This window comes from Nocardia sp. NPDC050718, from assembly GCF_040654235.1.
In the GTDB taxonomy this organism is placed as follows: Bacteria; Actinomycetota; Actinomycetes; order Mycobacteriales; family Mycobacteriaceae; genus Nocardia.
In genome coordinates this window covers 2,010,880-2,029,584 of record NZ_JBFAHQ010000001.1, presented here as the reverse complement: position 1 = coordinate 2,029,584, position 18,705 = coordinate 2,010,880, and the positions used below count along the sequence as shown (strand labels likewise).

The following is an 18,705-nucleotide window of genomic DNA, read 5'->3' as shown; positions in this document are numbered from 1 at the left end:
ACGTCACAGTGGCGTGAGCTCGCTGACGCCCTGTTCCCGGCGCAGCTGCCAGACCGCGGCGCGGGTGCGCTGCGAGCGGCCGTTGCCCCGGTCGATCAGCGCGCGCTGGGCGGTGGTGTAGATCAGTTGCGCGCCACGGGCGTTGGTCTCCGGGTTCTGGAACAGCTGCACCAGCCGGTCGGTCTCCTCCACCGGCAGGCCGGCGCCGAGATCGTCGACCGCGAGCACCTGGCCGGTGTCGAGCGCCTCGAGCATGGCGGGCAGCACCCGCAGCAGCGCGCGGGTCGCGGTGGATTCGTCGGCGAGTTCGAACGGCACGTCGATGCCCTCGTGCACCAGGCTCAGCGCGGCGCCGCGCCGGTCCACCATCCGCCGGTAGAGCGCGTCGCGGGCGGCGCGCAGCGTGCTCAGCTCCCGGTCCAGCAGAATCGGATCGGTGCCGCCGTGGTCGAGTTGCGCTGCCAGCGCGGCGATCTCGGCGTCGAGGTCGCGCAGGTAGTCCGCGTACATCGGATCGTGTTCGGCGACGAGCAGATCCTCGATGCCCAGATCCGCCGTCCGCAACAGCATCAGCAGCCGGGCCGCGTTGTCGGGCGAGCGCGAGATGTGACCGCCCAGGTCCCGCGCGAGCTCCTCGACGCCCGCCTCGCCCTGCTGCACCCGCAGGTTCGCGGCGAACCAGCGATACGCGGGCACCAGCGCTTCGGCGTACATCTGCCCCGCCAGGCTCAGCAGCAGCGCGTTCGGCCGCACCAGCGGAACCAGCGCCGCCACGCCGTAGCGGGCCGCCTCGAACATCGGCCCGATCTTGACCTGATCGCCGTTGCGCTCGAACACGATCCGCTTGCGCGAGCGCGGATGGGTGTACAGCCATTCCGCGATCACATCGACGTTGTCGAGCCGGAAGCCGTAGGTGTAGGGCACGCCCTCGGCCACGAACCCGGCGACGAACTCGGTCGGCCGATCCGCGAATCCGAGGTGCGGCCTGCGCACCGGCCCCGCGTACGGGTCCCATCCGCTCACCGAGTGCAGCACCGCGTCCCGCATCTGCGCGAGCGCGTCGACCAGGCTCGTCTTCCCCGACGCCGCCACGCCGTGCACGGCGGTCACCGGCACGGCGACCGGACTGCCGCTCCCTTTGCTCAACCGCAATTGCTGCGCCTCGGCCAGCGATCGGTGATTGGTCACCTGAAAACTACGCAGCAAGGGTCGTCCGCCTCTCCGAGATCCTTCGCAAGACTAGGCGACGGCGCACCCGTGCACGCGGTAGGCGCCCGGCGCCCGGCCGAGCCGGCGCGCCGAGCTCGGCCGGAGCGCGCCGGACGGCTAGCGGCTCAGGTCCCGGAACCGCCGCACCGCCAGCGGGAAGAACACCGCGAGCAGGGCCACCGGCCAGACCACGGCGAGCAGTTCCGCGTTGGTCGCGGCCCAGCTGTCACCGGCCGCGACCGGGTTGCCGAACAGGCCGCGCACCGCTGTCGCCGTCGCCGACATGGGATTCCACTCGACGACCGCGCCCAGCCACGACGGCATCGATTCGGGCGCGGCGATGGCATTGGAGAGGAAGGCGATCGGCCAGACCAGGATCTGCACCGCCTGCACCAGTTCCGGCGTGCCCGCGACCATCGCCAGGTAGATGCCGATCCACAGCATCGCGAACCGGAGCAGCAACAGCAGCCCGACCGCCCCCAGGAACGCGGCGACACCGCCGTGCCAGCGCCAGCCGATCGCGTACCCGACCGCGATCAGCACCGTCAGCCCGACCGCCGATTGCAGCATGTCGGCGATACTTCGGCCGACGAGGACCGCGGCCGAGTTCATCGGCATCGACCGGAACCGGTCGATCACCCCCTTGTCCAGGTCCTGGGTGACCGCGAGCATCGTCGATTCGAGGCCGAAGGCCATGGTCATCGTCAGCATGCCGGGGACCAGGTAGTCCTCGAAGTCGCCGTCGACGCCGCGGCCGCCACCGATCAGGTAGCTGAACATCACCAGCAGCATCACCGGGAAGACCAGCCCGACGACGACCTGCACGGGCTGGCGAGCCCAGTGCGCCAGCTCGCGCCTGGTCATCGTCCACGAGTCGGCCAGCGCCCAGCTCAGCGCCGACGGTGCCGGTTGCGTCGTGCTCATGCCGCGTTCTCCTTCGTCAGGTGCAGGAAGACCTCGTCGAGCGTCGGGCGCCGGACCGCGATGTCCTCGGGCTCGATCCCGTTCGCCGCCAGTGCCCGGACGGTCTCGGTCAGGGCCGCCATCCGGTCGCCGACGGCGGCGCTGACCATCCGCCGGTCCTCGTCCACCACGGTCTCGCCGGGCAGCAGCGACGCCGTGCGCGCCAGGTCGGCGGTGTCGTGCAGCACCACGTCGATGCGGTCGCCGCCCGTCTCGGACTTCAGCTCGTCGGCCGTGCCCGCCGCGATGACCCTGCCGTGGTCGATCACCGAGATCCGGTCGGCCAGCTGATCGGCTTCCTCCAGGTACTGCGTGGTCAGCAGCACGGTGGTGCCGCCGTCCACCAGGGACCGCACCGAGTTCCACACCTCCGTGCGCCCCCTGGGATCGAGCCCGGTCGTCGGCTCGTCCAGGAAGAGCACCTCGGGTTCGGAGATGAGCGAGGCCGCGAGGTCGAGCCGTCGCCGCATGCCCCCGCTGTACTGCTTGACGGCCTTCGTCCCGGTATCCCCGAGCCCGAACCGCGCCAGCAGTTCGTCGGCCCGGATGCCGGCGCGCCGCGCGCCCAGGTGATAGAGGCGCCCGAACATCTCCAGGTTCTGCCGACCGCTGAGTTCCTCGTCGACCGCCGCGCTCTGACCGAGCAGCCCGATCCGCGAACGCACCCGATCGGCGTCCGCGCGCACATCGAGACCGGCCACTTCGACGCGCCCCGCGTCGGGACGCAGCAGCGTCGACATGATGCGCACCGCCGTGGTCTTGCCCGCGCCGTTCGGGCCGAGGACCGCGTGGACGGTCCCGGCCCGGACCGTGAGGTCCAGGCCGTCGAGCGCCCGTTCGGCTCCGTAGTTCTTCCGTAGTCCTTCAACGACTATCGCCTGGTCGTGGTTGGTCACTACACCCCTCCGCCACTCAGTGGTCAAACTTGACTAGACGGCCACGGTACGACTCCGGTCGCGATTAGTCAAACTTGAATACTGCTACCTTGGTCACCGGTCATCGGAAGGGAGACAGCCATGTCAGCGATCCGCCTGCTGGTCCTGGGCGCGGTCCGGCAGCACGGTCGGGCACACGGCTATCAGGTGCGCAACGACCTGGAGTTCTGGGGCGCCCACGAGTGGTCGAACGCCAAGCCGGGCTCGATCTATCACGCGCTCAAGCAGATGGCCAAGCAGGGACTGCTCGTCGAGCACGAGGTCGCGCCGAGCACGGTCGGCGGCCCACCGCGGGTCGAGTACGAGATCAACGACAAGGGCACCGCGGAGTACTTCGCGCTGCTCCGCCAGGCCCTGACCTCCTACGACCAGAAGATGGACATGCTCTCGGCGGGAATCGGCTTCATCGTCGACCTCCCGAGGGCCGAGGCCATCGCCCTGCTCGAACAGCGGATTACCGGCCTCACGCAATGGCGCTCCTCGGTCACCGAGTACTACGCCCCCGAGCAGGGACCCGCACAGCTCGGCCACATCGGCGAGATCATGAACATGTGGATCCACTCGGCCGACAGCGAAGCCGCCTGGACCCACGGCCTGATCGCACGCATCCGCGACGGCGCCTACACCTTCGCCGACGAGGGCGACCCTTTCGTCGGCGTCCTCGCCGACGACGAGCCGAACCCCTTCGCGACCGGCCCGCACCCCGAGGACCCCGCCTAGGACACCGCTCACCCCAGACGGTATCCGCCGTGGCCGGGCGCGTTCGGCGCGGACGCACTAGCATGCTGGACACCGCGGCCGCCCGGTCGGCGGAGCTGAGTCGACGACGAGGATGGGTGCGCGGGATGGCTGTTCGGATGATGGTTCGCGGAGTTGTCGTCGCGGCGGTGACCGCGGGCGCCGTGGTGCCGGTGGTGCTGAGCGCGCCGAGCGCGGTGGCCGATCCGTGCCCGAACGGGACCGCCCGGGTGTTCCTCGGGAACGAGACGAATTCCTGTCAGGGCGCCGGGTCGGTGTCCTACACCGACGGGCCGGTGTCGAAGGTGTGCTCGATGTCGGGGACGCATGTGGCCGTCGACATCCAGACCAATATCAAGAAGCGGCCGACCCGCCACGTGGAGATCAGCAACGGGCAGTGCTCGAGCTTCGACATGAAGACCCAGATCGGCAACACCGTCACCGTCACCCCGAACTGAGCGAGGCCGGGATCCGCCCGCCCGCGGCGGACCCCGACCGGGCGACTACTCGTCCTCGGTGGCGTCCGGCGCCGGGGTGACCGCGGCGGGTCCGCCCGCCAGCAGTGCCCGGAAGCCGTCCTCGTCGAGGATCGGGACACCGAGTTCTTCGGCCTTGGCCGCCTTCGAGCCGGGCGCGTCACCGATCACCACGAACGCCGTCTTCTTCGACACCGAGCCCGCCGCCTTGCCGCCGCGCACCAGGATCGCCTCCTTGGCGCCGTCGCGGGTGAAGGTCTGCAGCGAGCCGGTGACGACGATGGACAGGCCCTCGAGCGTGCGCTCGATGGAGTCGTCGCGTTCGTCTTCCATGCGCACGCCCGCCGCGCGCCACTTGTCGACGATGGCGCGATGCCAGTCGACGGCGAACCACTCGACGACGGCCGCCGCGATGGTGGGACCGACGCCGTCGGTGGCGGCGAGCTCGTCGCCGGTCGCCGCTTCGATGCGCTCCAGGCTCGCGAATTCGGAGGCCAGCGCGCGAGCGGCGGTTGGGCCGACGTGCCGGATCGACAGGCCGACGAGCACCCGCCACAGCGGAGTGTCCTTGGCGGCGTTCAGGTTCTCCAACAGGCGCGCGCCGTTGGCCGATAGCGCACCGTCCTGCTTCGTGAACAGCGGGACACCGAGCAGCGCCTGCTCGTCGAGCGCGAACAGGTCGCCCTCGTCGGTGATGGCGCCCGAGGTGAGCAGCGCGTTGGCGGCCTCGTAGCCGAGGGCTTCGATGTCGAAGGCGCCGCGGCCGGCCAGGTGGAACACGCGTTCGCGCAGCTGGGCCGGGCAGTGCCGCTGGTTCGGGCAGCGGATGTCGGCGTCGCCCTCCTTGGCAGGCGCCAGTTCGGTGCCGCATTCGGGGCAGTGCGTCGGCATCACGAACTCGCGTTCGTCGCCGGTGCGGGCGTCGACGACCGGGCCGAGGACCTCGGGGATCACGTCGCCCGCCTTGCGGATGGTGACGGTGTCGCCGATCAGCACGCCCTTGCGCTTCACCTCGGAGGCGTTGTGCAGGGTGGCCATGGCGACCGTCGAGCCGGCGATGGAGACCGGCGCCATCACCGCGAACGGGGTGACCCGGCCGGTGCGGCCGACGTTCACCTCGATGTTGAGCAGCGTCGTCGTCGCCTCTTCCGGCGGGTACTTGTAGGCGATGGCCCAGCGCGGGGCCCGCGAGGTGGAGCCGAGGCGGCGCTGCAACGCCAGCTCGTCGATCTTGATCACCTGGCCGTCGATCTCGTGCTCGATGTCGTGGCGGTGTTCGCCCCAGTAGGCGACCCGCTCGATGACGGCATCGATGCCCTTGACCAGCCGGGTGTGCTCGGAGACCGGCAGGCCCCAGGCGGTCAGCGCCTGGTAGGCCTCGTGCTGGGACTCCGGGCGGTAGCCCTCGATCCGGCCGAAGCCGTGACAGATCATCCGCAGCCTGCGCTGGGCGGTGATCGCCGGGTTCTTCTGGCGCAGCGAACCGGCGGCGGTATTGCGCGGATTCGCGTACGGCGGTTTGCCTTCGGCGACGATCTGGGCGTTGAGGGTCTCGAAGTCCGCGAGCCGGAAGTAGACCTCGCCGCGCACTTCCAGCAGCTCGGGGATCGGGAAGTCCGCGCTCGGGGTGAGTTCGGCCGGGATGTCTTCGATGGTGCGCGCGTTGAGGGTGACGTCCTCGCCGGTGCGGCCGTCGCCGCGGGTCGCGCCGCGCACCAGCCTGCCGTTCTCGTACACCAGGTTCAGCGCGACGCCGTCGATCTTGACCTCGCACAGGTAGTGCAGGTCCGGCCCGGTCTCGGCCTCCACCCGGCTCGCCCAGGCGCGCAGTTCGTCGTAGTCGAAGACGTTGTCCAGCGACAGCATTCGTTCGAGATGGTCGACGGCGGTGAAGTCGGTGGCGAAGCCGCCGCCGACGAGCTGGGTCGGCGAATCCGGCGTCCGCAGGTCGGGGTGGGCGTCTTCGAGCGCCTGCAACCGCCGCAGCAGGGTGTCGAACTCACCGTCGGTGATGATCGGCGCGTCGCGCACGTAGTAGCGGAACTGGTGCTCGCGCACCTCGTCCGCCAGCTGCTGCCACTGCACCCGCTGCTCGGGGCTCGCGCCCACCGGCTCGGCACCCACGGAAACCACGCTGTCGCTGTCACTCACCTGTCGAACACTAGTCGAGTCCACCGACACTTCCGGCCACCGTTACCGCACGTCGCGGGGGCATTCCGGGATGATCGCCGTCAGTCGAGCGAGATCGACTCCGGCTCCTCGGCGAAGGCGCGGGCGACCTCGCCGGTGAGGGTGATGGCCTTGCGCGCCCAGGGCAGCGGCGCGCCGGCCAGGCCGCAGGCGGGGGTGACCAGGATCTGCTCGGCGAGGACACGACGGGGGAAACCGAGGCGATCGATCAGGCGGACGCCGGGTTCGGCGACGGTGCGCCAGGTCGGCGGCGTGGCGGGCGGCGCGGTGGGGGTCAGGCCGAGCGCGATCTTCTTGCCGGAGTCGAGGATCTCCCCGAGGGCGTCCAGGTCGGGGGTGGTGAGCGTGGCAGCGTCGAAGGAGATCGCGGCGGCGGCGCTGCGGCCCAGGGTGGTGAGGGCGGGCCGGGTGGCGCAGGTGTGCAGCAGGACCGGCGCGGGCTGGGCGGTGATCACCGTGTCGAGGATGTGCAGCGCCTCCGGTTCGGGGAGCGCGCGGATGGTGTTGAGGATGCTCGGACCCCGGAGCGAGCCGTCGAGCACCGTGGTGAGCCGGGGTTCGTCGAACTGGACGACCACCTGGGCCCCGAGCCGCCGGGCGACCTCGGCGGCATGCCGGGCCAGCCCTTCGGCGAGGGATTCCGAAAGATCGCGCACCGCACCGGAATCGGTGAGGATCCGGTGCCCGCCGGGCAACTCGACCTCGGCGGCGAGGGTCAGCGGGCCCGCGGACTGGATCTTCACCACGCGCCCCGTGCCCGCCAGACCCGCTGTCTCCCAGGCTTCTTCGATGGCGTCGAGGTCTTCGTTCAGCAGATCCCTGGCGCGGCGTGACACCGCGCCGGGCCGGGCGCCCAACCGGTAGCCGCGGGTGGTGGAATCGAAGCGCAGGTCGACGAGCAGCGCCGAGACCCGGCCGATCATGTCCGCGCCGACGCCGCGATCGGGCAGCTCGACCAGGTGCGGGAGATCGGCGAGTTCGCCGATGATCGTCGCGGCCGCCTCGCGCGGATCGGTGCCCGGCCACGAGCCGATACCCGTCGCGGTGCCACCGGCGAGCGGGACGACCGGCTCCGGTTCGGCCGTCTCCTGCGAGTTCTCGCTGCGCCACAATGTCACGCGCTCAACACCTTTCGATTCATCGAACGCCGGTCGCCGCCGGTCACCATCCTGCCCCGCACCAAGGCGGCGGCCTCGGTCGGCCCCGCGTGGCTCCCGTCCCGGCGCGGGCACGAGCCGATCAGGCCGAAGCGTCGGCCGCGTCCGCCGGAACGCCCGCGCGGTCGGTGCCGTTGATGGTGCCGCTGCCGACGACGGTGTCCCCGCCCTCGGCATCGGGCAGGTAGAGCACGATCGCCTGGCCCTTGGCGACACCGGTGAGCGGTTCGCGCAGGCTCGCGACGAACCCGTCGCCCTCGGGGGTGACGACGGCGGGCGCGGTGCCGCCGTGCGCGCGCACCTGCACGACGCACTCGACCGGCCCGTCCGGGCGCTCGCCGGAGGTCCAGATGGCGCGATCGGCGGTGACGACGTCGACCTGGAGGTCCTCGATCGAACCGACGCTGACCGTCCCGGAATCGGGGTCGATGCCGGTGACGTAGCGGGGCTTGCCGTCGGCGGCGGTGTGCGTCAGGCCCAGGCCCTTGCGCTGGCCGACGGTGAACCCGTGCACGCCCTCGTGCTCGCCGAGCACGGTGCCGTCGGAGTCGACGAGCGCGCCGGGCCGGATGCCGATCTTGGCGCCGAGGAAGGCCCTGGTGTCGCCGGAGGGGATGAAGCAGATGTCGTGGCTGTCGGGCTTGTTCGCCACGGCAAGGCCGCGCTCGGCGGCTTCCTCGCGGATCCGCGGCTTCGGGGTGTCACCGACCGGGAACATCGCGCGCGACAGCTGCTCGGCGGTGAGGACCGCGAGCACATAGGACTGGTCCTTGTCGGCGTCGACCGCGCGGCGCAGCACGCCGTCGTCGAGCCGGGCGTAGTGGCCGGTGACGACGGCGTCGAAGCCCAGGGCCTGCGCGCGGTCGGCCAGGGCCGAGAACTTGATCTTCTCGTTGCAGCGCAGGCACGGGTTGGGGGTCTCGCCCGCGGCGTAGGCGGCGACGAAGTCGTCGATCACGTCCTCTTTGAAGCGGTCGGCGAAGTCCCACACGTAGAACGGGATGCCGAGCACGTCGGCGGCGCGGCGCGCGTCACCGGCGTCCTCCTTGGAGCAGCAACCGCGCGATCCGGTGCGCAGCGTGCCCGGCGTCGCGGACAGCGCCAGGTGCACCCCGACCACCTCGTGACCGGCGTCCACGGCCCGCGCCGCGGCCACCGCCGAATCGACACCACCACTCATCGCGGCGAGTACTCGCATCAGGCACCTCCTCTAGCGCCGGCCAGGCCCGCGGCCCTGGCCCGTTCGATGACCTGCGGCAGAACGGTCAACAATGTCTCGATATCGGCCCCGGTCGACGTGTGACCCAGCGAGAACCGCAGCGAACTGCGGGCCTGCCAGGGCTCGACGCCCATCGCGATCAGCACATGACTCGGCGATGCCACGCCCGCATTGCAGGCCGACCCGGTCGAGCATTCGACACCGGCGGCGTCGAGCAGCATGAGCAGCGAGTCGCCCTCGCAGCCGGGGAAGGTGAAGTGGGCGTTGCCGGGCAGACGCCGCTCGCCGAGCGGCCCGTTGAGGACCGCTTCCGGTGCCACCTCCCGCACGCCCGCGATCAGCTGTTCGCGCAGTCCGCGCAGGTGCTCGGCACGCGCGGGCAGCTCGCCGGTCGCGTCACGCAGCGCCGCGGCCAGGCCGACCGCCGCGGCCACGTCGGAGGTGCCCGAACGCAGGTCACGCTCGTGTCCACCGCCGTGCACCAGCGGCACGCAGGGCACCTGCCTGCCGAGCAGCAGCACGCCGATGCCGTGCGGGCCGCCCGCCTTGTGCCCGGCGACGCTGAGCGCGGCCAGCCCGCTCGCGCCGAAATCGACGGGGACCTGGGTCACCGCCTGGATCGCGTCGCTGTGCATCGGGATGCCGAATTCCCCGGCGACCGCCGCCAGTTCGGTGATCGGCTGGATCGTGCCGACCTCGTTGTTCGCCCACATGACGCTGACCAGCGCGACCTCGTCGGCGTGCTCGGCGAGCACCTCGCGCAGCGCCTGCGGCGACACCACGCCATCGGCGTCCACCGGCAGCCAGCTGACCTGGGCGCCCTCGTGCTTCTCCAGCCACTCGACCGCGTCGAGCACCGCGTGGTGCTCGACCGCGCTGGTGACGATCCTGATGCGCCGCGGATCGCCCGCCCTGCGCCCCCAGAAGATGCCCTTGAGGGCCAGATTGTCGCTCTCGGTCCCCCCGGAGGTGAAGATCACCTCCGACGGCCGCGCGCCCAGCTCGGCCGCGATCGCCTCGCGCGCCTCCTCCAGCGCCCGCCGCGCCGCCCGGCCCGATCCATGCAGTGACGAGGCATTACCCACCGTCGTCAGCGCAGCCGTCATCGCCTCGACGGCGGCGGGCAGCATCGGAGTGGTGGCCGCGTGGTCGAGGTAGACCGTGTTGGGCGCACCGTTGACCGGACCCGAATAAGCCGACTTCATGACCGACAAAGCCTATACCACCGCTGACCTGGGCATCTTCGGGGTCCACCCCTGCTTTCTACGATTTCTACAATTCACCCAGGTCCCTCAACGCGCGCATCACCTCGCCGTATTCCCGAATCGGCGACGAAGGGGCCGGTGAGCGGGTCCAGTCGGCCGATCCCGCCGCCCACCGAGAGACCGTCGAGATGATCGAGTCGGGCGTTCGCGGAGGTCGCAGCACCGCACCGCCGAACTCCCCGCTAGAGCTGTCGTCCAGCCCGAGAGGTAGCGGACCGTCGAGCGACGTGCGCCTGCACTTCCCATACTCGAACGTAGTAGCGGTCAAAAGTGCTGGAGTGCCTCGACATTCGCAACACCGCAGCGGCACCCCGTCGCTCGCGCACCCCAGGAGTAGGTGACGCCAGGCACCGCGGTTCGTCGCGCCAGCGGTACGATTCGGACTCGGAGCGGGCGGGCACCTTGATGCACGTCACGATCTTGGTTTGCAGAAGGGGACACGTGTCAGGGGACGAACTTCTACTCGATGGTGCGGCGATTTCCGCAGCCACGAATTCGCTGACCGGTATCAACCAATCGCTCGAGGGTGGACTCCGCTCGGTTGCTCGAGTGCCCAAGCAATCAGAGTCAGATATTCGCGATACACCCGAGTTCAAGGCGATCCAGCAGGATGAGAGGTTCCAGAGCTGGCTCCTGATGCATGATGCGGCGATGCAAATAGAGTTCACCGTGATCGAGGTTCCCGAGCTCAACGGCCACGAGTTCACCCGGGAAGGACTCGTGATCGCCGAGCAGGAAATCATGAGAAGGTTCGGAGACTCCAACCCGTTCAACAAAGAGAACTACAAGCTCGGCATGCGGTTCTTCTATTTCATCGGCGAGACATTCCGCCGCAATCTCGAAGGTAAGTGGGTAGCACTCCCTCCGGAACCACCGAATACGAACGCCACCTCTGCTATCGATTTGCCGTTCCGGTCCGGATTCCAGAACCCACGTCACATGATGGGCTTCATCAAGCAACGACGAACCGGCAACGAACTCACAAAAATATACGATCGCGCCGTGGCTCGACACAAGGAATGGGTCGCGCTCGGGCGCCCCGCACGCGGAGCATGGGAAGGCTACTTGTAGCAGCCAACGGTCGTCGGGACCGCGACGGTCTACGGTGCAATCCCGCCCCCGATCACGTCGCCTTGGGCCTGCTGACCGCCGAGAAGGTGCAGATCTCAAGCGAACAGGCGTCCGGAAACAACCATCGGCGACAGCCACGCTACCGGTCGACAATCGCCACTCACGGCACCGAAGCGCCTGGCATCCGTGAAAGAGGTTCTCAGATGACTCCTTTCGCCCTATCCCATGTCGATGCCCGGGTCTAACTTCTCCTCATGCCCGATACGCAGTGGATAGCCAAGGCCTTGGCCGACATCGCCCGTCGTTCCAGAGGTGCCAACGGTTGCGGTCTGAACGACACGTGAAGAGTCGAGCCGGCGCACGTGGATCTCTTCGCCGCCAGGATGGCCCTCGTGCAGCGCGGGATAGCAGTACGTGGACAACAATCAAAATCCTGATGGCAAGGATCGCGGCGCTGGTGCTCGCTTACCTCGGCAGATAGCGAAGCGCAGGGTGAGCGCGTCGCCGACAGTTCGGTCGAAAATTCGCAGGCATTCGGAAAACGACCAGAAGTCCCGACATCTGGACGCTCGTCCCGTGACAGCGCGTAGTCTGGCAACCTTCGCCTTCGAGCGGGTCCCCGTGGAGCGTCCGAGATGAATGACCACGTCCAGATGCAGCCGCCCGACTACCACCGTTGCTTGGAGACGGTGTTTCGCTCGCCGGTGGCCTGTCACACTCTGCTGCAGCAGCTGTCGGAGATGACCGAGGATGACATCCGCTCCCGCTGGTCGCCGTGGCTCGGGCAGCAGCCCCCGCCGAGCGGACCGCAGGTCGAAGAGCAGGTCCCGGCGGAGGTGCGGGTGGCAATGCTGCAGGCCGTCGCCGACCGCTACCTTGCGTTGATAGAGCGCCAGCACCGCGAGCTCGCTGCGGTGCTGGACATTCCGGTAATGCAGCACAGCTACGTCGAGCTCATCGAGGCCGCGCGGCGGATCCTGGCGAGTCAACGGGACCGGATTGCCGAACTCGAAGCCGCGGTCGACCTCGAGCGGAGTGGGGAATGAACTAGGTCACCTCCGACGCGCCGCCTGCCGGCGATGACCAGGGCCGGACCATGGTCGATCCGGAGCCTAGGTACCTCCAACCGAACGAGCCCAGAAACTTCCCCAGCTCCGACTCACCCATTCTTCGCACCTCGATCGCCCTGTTGGTCCCCACTCTCATCGGCGGTCAACGGATCATGGCGGCGATCGTTTCGATTCGATCCGGCAAGGGGACGGTCAGCTCGAGCATCGGAATGTTCGCGAGGAGGTCCAGTGAATCGGTGTAGGCCAACTCGAGCAGGGTGTCGTCGACCGCGTGGCGGAGGCTGAGCATTTCCGCCGGCGGGAGGAGGCGCTCAGTATCGGGAGTTATCGGCACGAGTACCAGGAGATCCAGTGTGGCCAAGGCTTTTCGAGCCGCGGCGGTGTCGGTGCTGGATTCGATGTCGAGGCCCGTCGCTGACAGGTAGGCCAGGAAGTCCAAGGGGGTGCGGTCGAAGACGGAACCGTCGGGTTCGGTGGTCAGCAGGTGGATCGAGCGGGTCAGTTGGGCTCGGTAGTCGGCGTGTGATGGTGGGTATTCGAAGTCGTGGCCGTCTTCCTCGAGGAGGACGTACGGTTCCTCGATAGGGGTGAGTTCGGTGAAGCAGAAACACAGTTCGTGAACCAGTGTCGTCTTGCCGGTTCCGTGTGGGCCGGACACCCCGATACGCATTCCACTCCTTCGATTCGATTCCCTGATGCGGAATACTGCGATCGTATGGGCTTCACGGATGCCGAACTCGACTATCTCCGGTCGCAGCCGCTGGCTCGCCTCGCCACTCGCGCCGCCGACGGGCGACCGGACGTCGTTCCGGTCGCCTTCGAGTTCGACGGCACGTATTTCTGGGTCGGCGGTGGCGCGACCTTCCCCGGTACCCGCAAGGCGCGCAATGTCGCTTCGGGCAATGCCGAGGTGGCGCTGGTCGTCGACGACCTGGTCTCGCTCGACCCGTTTATCGCGCGGGGCGTGCGCGTCTACGGTCATGCCGAACCGCCCGTAGAGCGGACGGGCATCGTTGGTCCGGGGTACTACCTGCGCATCACCCCGACAGAGTCCTGGAGCTGGAATCTGGCCGGTGAGCCCGCCGGTGATCAGTGGTACGACACCCGGCACGCCCGGCACTGACGAACCGGCGGGCGCGGAAACAACGCGCCCGCCCGGTCGAAGACTGTCAGGTGGTCGCGGAGTGCGCCGCTTGGACGACGCCGAGTTGCTGCATCATGCCGAGTGTGTCCCAGCACGCCCAGCTCTCGACGATCTTGCCGTCCCGGAAGCGATTGATCGTAATTCCCTGAACGACTGCCGATTTCCCGGTGGCGTGCATGCCCATCATCTCGCCGTCATTGTGCCCGGTTCCCGTCCATCGGGTGGTGACGAAGTCGCCCTCGGCGATCTGTTCGTTGACCAGGAAACGTTGATCCGAGAACGCGGCGAGGTACATCTGCGCGAGTCGTTTGAGGCCGTCGGGGCCGTGGACCTCGGCGAACGGGTTCTGGGGATCGTGATTGAGGGCGTCGTCGGCGATCACCTCGTCGAAGACATCGAGGTCTCTCGCGTTCCACGCGTCGAAGAGGCGCTTGGCCGCGGCTTTGTTCTGCTCTGACATGGCGTTTCCTATCCGAGAGGTGCGCCGAACCGGCGGAGGGGCTCGTAGTCGCTACGGGCGGCATCCGCCGCGCCCGGCGTTCAGCATGGCGGGACGAGCCGGACGCGCTGCCGACGGGGACGCTGCCATCACGGAGGGTGCCCGCCCGGATCGTTCCCGGCGGGTATTCGGGTACCCGCCGGTCGAAAACCTTGAAGCCGGTATACGCAATCATTGTGCGCTCCCTTCGTCCGCGAGGTAAAGGGTGCCGGGCCTCGTCAGCGGGCAGGTCGGGCGTGATCGGCGTGGTCAGCGGCGTATTTCTTCGCCGCGGGGTAGTTGGCCTTGCCGCTGGGCTGCCGCATCATCTCGTCCACAATCCAGTAGGCGCGGGGCGCCTTGTAGCCGGCGACCTTCGTCCGAACGTGGGCATCCAGCCGTGCCGGGTCGAGATCGAGTCCCGGTCGGAGTTGGATCAGCGCCGCCACCGCTTGGCCGAATCGCGCGTCCTCGATGCCGATCACCAAGGCATCGAAAACGTCCGGATGCGACCGGAGCGCGCCCTCCACTTCTTCCGGGAAGACCTTCTCCCCGCCGGTGTTGATGCATTCCGAACCGCGGCCGAGCAGGGTGACGGTGCCGTCGTCCTCGTAGCGGGCGTAGTCACCGGGCACCACGAATCGCTTGCCATCGATCTCGACGAAAATCGTCTCGGTCTTCGCCGGATCCTTGTAGTAGCCGATCGGCACATGCCCGGTGCGGGCCATCCGACCGACAGCTCCGGGTTTCGGCGCCACGAGCTTGCCGTCGTCGTCGATCAGCGCCGTCTGCGCGTTGAACTTCACGCGCGGTCCCTGGGAATGGTCACTGTCCTTGGTCACCACGCCGAGCCCGGTGCCACCGCTTTCCGACGACCCGATCACATCGGTGATGAAGACGTTCGGGAACAGCTCCACGTACTGCTGCTTGAGAGAATGCGAGAACAATGCCGCGTGGCTGCTGATGGACCACACCGACGACGCGTCGTAATCGCCGGCCAGGTAGGCGTCCAGCAGTGGCTTGGCCATCGCGTCACCGACGACGGTGAAGGCGTTCACCTTGTGCTTCTCCACGAGCCGCCAGACCTCGTCGGCGTCGAACTGCGGGAGGAAAACGATGGTGCCGCCGGAATTCAGGCCGATGAAGGCCGCCCACTGGGCCGCGCCGTGGATGAGCGGCGACAACGGTGCCATCACGATGCCGACCGGTGACCGCCCGGCCTGGTCGGCCAATTCCCACTCGTCTCGGACGTAGTCGCCGGTGACGTGGTTGATACCGCCGCCCAGTGCGCGCCAGACATCTTCGTGCCGCCACATCACACCCTTGGGGAATCCTGTTGTGCCGCCGGTGTAGAGGACGTACAGGTCGTCGGGGCTGCGTTCGCCGAAATCACGCGCCGCCGATTGCGCGTCGATCGCGGCGTCGTAGTCCACGCCGTCGTATCGGCGGTAGTCGAGGCCGGAACCGTCCTCGACTACGACGACATCGGACAGCTTCGGGGTGTGCGGCATGACGTCGGCGACGATGTCGGAGTACCGGCGCTCATGGATCAGCGCGACCAGGTCGGCGTTGTCGACGATGTAGCGGACCTCGTCGGCGGTGTAGCGAAAGTTCACGCTCACCGAGATCGCGCGCAGTTTGTAGGTCGCGATCATCGTCTCGATGGCCTCGATGGAGTTACGCGAATAGACGCCGACATGGTCGCCCTTGCCGACGCCACGGGAGGCGAGGTGGTGCGCCAAACGGTTGGCGCGTTCGTCGAGCTCGCGGTAGGTGACCCGCCGGTCCCCGCAGATGACCGCAACCCGGTCCGGCACCGCGTCGACGGCGTGTTCGAAGAGATCAGCGACATTGAAAGCCATGGCGGAAAGCTAGGACACGGCCCGATTCGGGACAGCGAATTCCGACGCCCACCGCCGATGTTGTCAGCTTCCTGCCAACCTCGACCGAAATCCCAGTTCGGACGCACGAGCCCCGAGCTGGTAGCGGGTATCCACCTCGAGTCGCACCATGACGGCCGCGACATGACGCCGATAGGTGCGCAGTGACACGGACAACCGCCGCGCCGCCACTTCGTCTTTCAGCCCGGCACCGAGAGCCTCGAGCACGGCGATCGACATCGCGTCGAGCTCGAGACCGGATCGCACCGGGCAGCCCGGCAATCCCACGGCCGAATCCCAGGTGGTCGCGGCGAATTGATGCAGAGCCCGCAGCAACGAGGGTTCGCGGACCAGGAGCGCGTCCGGTCGCGGATCGTCGGACCCGTTCCACAGCACCGCGACTCGGCGGTCGATGATGATCGTGTTGGGGAACTCGATGCCCGTGACCTTGGTGTGCGGTGCGATCGTCGACGGCAGCGGCCCGGGAACGGGATCACGCGTGATGGCATAGTTCCGCGAGTACAGGACCCGAACCCGCCGCCCGGCCTCGAGCAGATCACGCAGCACCAGCGCTTCGCGGTGGTAGTACCGCTTCATCTGCCGCGGGGCGCAGACGGCCACCACCGCCTCTTCCCGCACGTCCCGCAGTATCTCCTGCAGGGTGCCACCCCAGTGCTCATCCGGGTGCAGTCGAACGACTCCGTGCCGACCCGGAACGCCGCCGGCGCGCGTGCGCACGGCCGAGTCGAGCAGATTCCGCGAACCGACGGGCGGGTGGCCACCCGTCGAACTGTCGCGGAACATGCTGTCGGGATCCACCATCGCCACTCCCCCGTGCGGTCCCCACCCACCGGACAGCAGCACACCCGGTCGGCGATGTCGAAGAACCCAAGGCTAGAACAGGGGTTCCCCACCGTGGCCACGAACGTCGGATCACGATGGGGTGCAACAGTTTCCCGCTCCGTCAGGCGAGCGGGCTCATGTCGACGTCGTACTCCTTGATCCAGGCGTTGGCGCGCAGGATGCTCTCGGTGCGGAGCCGGGCCCACGAGCCGCTGCCGGGGTCGGTGCCGTCGACGATCGCGGTGGCCGCGTCGATGTTCAGGAACTCGCGGATGGGCTCGTCGGCGCCGGTCAGCACCTCGTTGAGGCCCTTGCGCAGCATGTCGTCGTAGCCGGTGTCCAGGGTGGCGGGGAAGACGGACTTCGGGCGGTTGCGCACCGCGTCGGGCAGCAGGTCGCCCGCGGCGGCGCGCAGCAGCCACTTGCTCTCGCCGGGGCGCTGCTTCATCGACCACGGCACGTTGAAGACGTAGTCGATCAGGCGGTGGTCGCAGAACGGGACACGGACCTCGAGGCCGACCGCCATGCTCATGCGGTCCTTGCGGTCGAGCAGCGGGCGCATGAAGCGGGTGAGGTCGAGGTAGTTGGCCGCCCGCATCCGCGCGTCCAGGGGCGATTCGCCGTCCAGGCGGGGCGCTTCGGCGATGCCCTGCGCGTACATGGCGCCGATGCGCTCGAACAGGCCGGTGCGCGCGACGACGCCACCGTCGAACAGGCTGAACGTCGACGGGGTGCCCTGCAGCAGCTGGAACGACATCCACGGGTAGATCGGCACGTCGAGGACCTTCTCGTCGTGCAGCCAGGGATAGCCGCCGAACACCTCGTCGGCGCCCTCCCCGGAGATCGCCACCGTGCAGCGCTCCCGCACCGCCTGGAACAGCAGATACAGCGAGACGTCCATGTCGCCCAGGTGATTCGGCAGGTCCCAGGCCGTCAGCACCCGGCGGCGCACCTCGGGGTCGCACAGCGCGGCGGTCGCCACGTCGATGCCCTCGTGCCGGCAGCCGACGTAGTCGACCACCTTGCGGATGAAGGGCGCGTCCTCGGTCGCGCGCAGGATGTCGGCCGAGGTCTCGAAGAAGTCGGCGTGCCCGACGAAATCGATGGAGAACGACCGCACCACATCGGCCGCGGTGTTCGAGCGGGTCGCCAGCGCGGTCAGCAGGCTCGAGTCGATGCCGCCGGAGAGCAGGGTGCCGATCGGCACGTCGGACACCAGCTGACGCTCGACGATGTCGGCCAGCAGCGCGCGCACCGTCTCCACCGTGGTGTCGAGGTCGTCTTCGTGCGGGCGAGCAGTCAGCTGGTAGTAGCGAGTGCGCTCGATCCCCGACCTGCCGACCCGCAGGAATTCACCCGGCTGCAATTCCAGCAGACCGTCGAACGGGGTGTGCCCGGCCACATTCGCCTGCAGGACAAGGAAATTGGCGAAGCCGTCGAGGTCGACCTTCCGCTTCGCCGCCGGGTTCGCGAGAATCGCCTTCGGCTCGGAGCCGAACAGGATGCCGTCGGCGGTCGGGTAGTAGTAGACGGGTTTGACGCCCACCCGGTCCCGCACGAGCAGCAGTTCCTCGCTGCGCCCGTCCCAGATCGCGAACCCGAACATGCCGTTGAACCGCTCGACGCACGCGACGCCCCACTCGAGGTAGGCGCGCAGCACCACCTCGGTGTCGCTCTTGGTGGTGAACCGGTGACCGACGCCTTCCAATTCCCGCCGCAATTCGCGGAAATTGTAGATCTCGCCGCTGTAGGTCAACGCGACATCGTCGCGGACCATCGGCTGAACGCCGCCTTCGATATCGATGACCGACAATCGACGGTGGCCGAGTGCGGCGTGCCGGGAAATCCATACGCCACCGGCGTCCGGTCCGCGCAAGCGCATCGTCTCGGTCATGCGCTCCACTACCGGGCGTTGCGTTTCGAGATCACTCGCGAAATCGACCCATCCGACAATTCCACACATTGTTCTTCAACCTCCGAGAATAAGACCGAGCGATGCGGCGAATAAGCGCGTGGCGAAACACGACAGGTCACCGACCGGACGCGCGACGTCGGGCAGCGGGGAAC

General features: G+C 68.4%; 17 protein-coding genes. 5 read left to right on the top strand and 12 right to left on the bottom strand.

The window, feature by feature from the left end; translation table 11 throughout:
* Positions 1-3 precede the first annotated feature (3 nt).
* The 3 genes from AB0H54_RS09160 to AB0H54_RS09150 all read right to left on the bottom strand — a co-directional run bounded on the left by AB0H54_RS09160 (position 4) and on the right by AB0H54_RS09150 (position 3,068).
* Entirely contained in the window at positions 4-1,188 is a 1,185-nt protein-coding gene (locus AB0H54_RS09160) for an ATP-binding protein (RefSeq protein ID WP_357344024.1), read from the bottom strand.
* A gap of 138 nt (positions 1,189-1,326) precedes the next feature.
* Positions 1,327-2,133, bottom strand: a complete 807-nt coding sequence (locus AB0H54_RS09155; protein WP_357344022.1) for an ABC transporter permease — start codon at positions 2,131-2,133, stop codon at positions 1,327-1,329.
* On the bottom strand, positions 2,130-3,068 hold the full coding sequence (locus tag AB0H54_RS09150) for an ATP-binding cassette domain-containing protein (RefSeq protein WP_357344020.1): 939 nt from the start codon (positions 3,066-3,068) through the stop codon (positions 2,130-2,132). Before AB0H54_RS09150 ends, AB0H54_RS09155 begins: the two co-directional genes overlap by 4 nt.
* 120 nt (positions 3,069-3,188) lie before the next feature.
* Between AB0H54_RS09150 and AB0H54_RS09145 the strand changes: the two genes are divergently transcribed.
* Both AB0H54_RS09145 and AB0H54_RS09140 read left to right on the top strand, forming a co-directional pair.
* A complete protein-coding gene (locus AB0H54_RS09145; RefSeq protein ID WP_357344018.1) occupies positions 3,189-3,827 on the top strand; it encodes a PadR family transcriptional regulator in 639 nt (212 codons plus the stop codon).
* A 125-nt stretch (positions 3,828-3,952) separates the two neighbouring features.
* The gene (locus tag AB0H54_RS09140) at positions 3,953-4,303 is read left to right on the top strand and encodes a hypothetical protein (RefSeq protein ID WP_357344016.1); all 351 of its coding nucleotides are present in this window, start codon (positions 3,953-3,955) and stop codon (positions 4,301-4,303) included.
* A 45-nt stretch (positions 4,304-4,348) separates the two neighbouring features.
* On the opposite strand, the gene ligA is transcribed toward AB0H54_RS09140, so the two are convergent.
* The 4 genes from ligA to AB0H54_RS09120 all read right to left on the bottom strand — a co-directional run bounded on the left by ligA (position 4,349) and on the right by AB0H54_RS09120 (position 10,092).
* Positions 4,349-6,445, bottom strand: coding sequence for an NAD-dependent DNA ligase LigA (gene ligA, locus AB0H54_RS09135; RefSeq protein ID WP_357344277.1), 2,097 nt, complete (start codon positions 6,443-6,445; stop codon positions 4,349-4,351).
* A gap of 107 nt (positions 6,446-6,552) precedes the next feature.
* The gene (locus AB0H54_RS09130) at positions 6,553-7,629 is read right to left on the bottom strand and encodes a methionine synthase (protein WP_357344014.1); all 1,077 of its coding nucleotides are present in this window, start codon (positions 7,627-7,629) and stop codon (positions 6,553-6,555) included.
* Positions 7,630-7,750: 121 nt separating this feature from the next.
* Positions 7,751-8,866: a tRNA 2-thiouridine(34) synthase MnmA gene (gene mnmA / locus AB0H54_RS09125; RefSeq protein WP_357344012.1), complete on the bottom strand. Its 1,116-nt coding sequence runs from the start codon at positions 8,864-8,866 to the stop codon at positions 7,751-7,753.
* Positions 8,866-10,092, bottom strand: coding sequence for a cysteine desulfurase family protein (locus AB0H54_RS09120; protein WP_357344010.1), 1,227 nt, complete (start codon positions 10,090-10,092; stop codon positions 8,866-8,868). The genes mnmA and AB0H54_RS09120 overlap by 1 nt, the downstream gene beginning before the upstream one ends.
* 501 nt (positions 10,093-10,593) lie before the next feature.
* Between AB0H54_RS09120 and AB0H54_RS09115 the strand changes: the two genes are divergently transcribed.
* Positions 10,594-11,223: a hypothetical protein gene (locus AB0H54_RS09115; RefSeq protein WP_357344008.1), complete on the top strand. Its 630-nt coding sequence runs from the start codon at positions 10,594-10,596 to the stop codon at positions 11,221-11,223.
* 635 nt (positions 11,224-11,858) lie between these two features.
* Positions 11,859-12,269, top strand: coding sequence for a hypothetical protein (locus tag AB0H54_RS09110; RefSeq protein ID WP_357344006.1), 411 nt, complete (start codon positions 11,859-11,861; stop codon positions 12,267-12,269).
* Positions 12,270-12,435: 166 nt separating this feature from the next.
* Here the strand turns inward: AB0H54_RS09110 and AB0H54_RS09105 are convergent, their stop codons facing one another.
* A complete protein-coding gene (locus AB0H54_RS09105; protein WP_357344004.1) occupies positions 12,436-12,963 on the bottom strand; it encodes an AAA family ATPase in 528 nt (175 codons plus the stop codon).
* A gap of 45 nt (positions 12,964-13,008) precedes the next feature.
* Here AB0H54_RS09105 and AB0H54_RS09100 point away from each other — a divergent pair, with 45 nt between their 5' ends.
* Positions 13,009-13,416: a PPOX class F420-dependent oxidoreductase gene (locus AB0H54_RS09100; protein ID WP_357344002.1), complete on the top strand. Its 408-nt coding sequence runs from the start codon at positions 13,009-13,011 to the stop codon at positions 13,414-13,416.
* Between the two features lie 46 nt (positions 13,417-13,462).
* Here AB0H54_RS09100 and AB0H54_RS09095 read toward each other — a convergent pair whose 3' ends face one another.
* The 4 genes from AB0H54_RS09095 to asnB form a co-directional block, all read right to left on the bottom strand.
* Positions 13,463-13,897: an ester cyclase gene (locus tag AB0H54_RS09095; protein ID WP_357344000.1), complete on the bottom strand. Its 435-nt coding sequence runs from the start codon at positions 13,895-13,897 to the stop codon at positions 13,463-13,465.
* A 257-nt stretch (positions 13,898-14,154) separates the two neighbouring features.
* Positions 14,155-15,777: an acyl-CoA synthetase gene (locus AB0H54_RS09090; protein ID WP_357343998.1), complete on the bottom strand. Its 1,623-nt coding sequence runs from the start codon at positions 15,775-15,777 to the stop codon at positions 14,155-14,157.
* Positions 15,778-15,840: 63 nt separating this feature from the next.
* Positions 15,841-16,617 (bottom strand): hypothetical protein, encoded by a 777-nt coding sequence (locus AB0H54_RS09085; protein ID WP_357343996.1) that lies wholly within the window; start codon positions 16,615-16,617, stop codon positions 15,841-15,843.
* Positions 16,618-16,759: 142 nt separating this feature from the next.
* Positions 16,760-18,601, bottom strand: coding sequence for an asparagine synthase (glutamine-hydrolyzing) (asnB, locus tag AB0H54_RS09080; RefSeq protein WP_357343994.1), 1,842 nt, complete (start codon positions 18,599-18,601; stop codon positions 16,760-16,762).
* Positions 18,602-18,705: the final 104 nt, after the last annotated feature.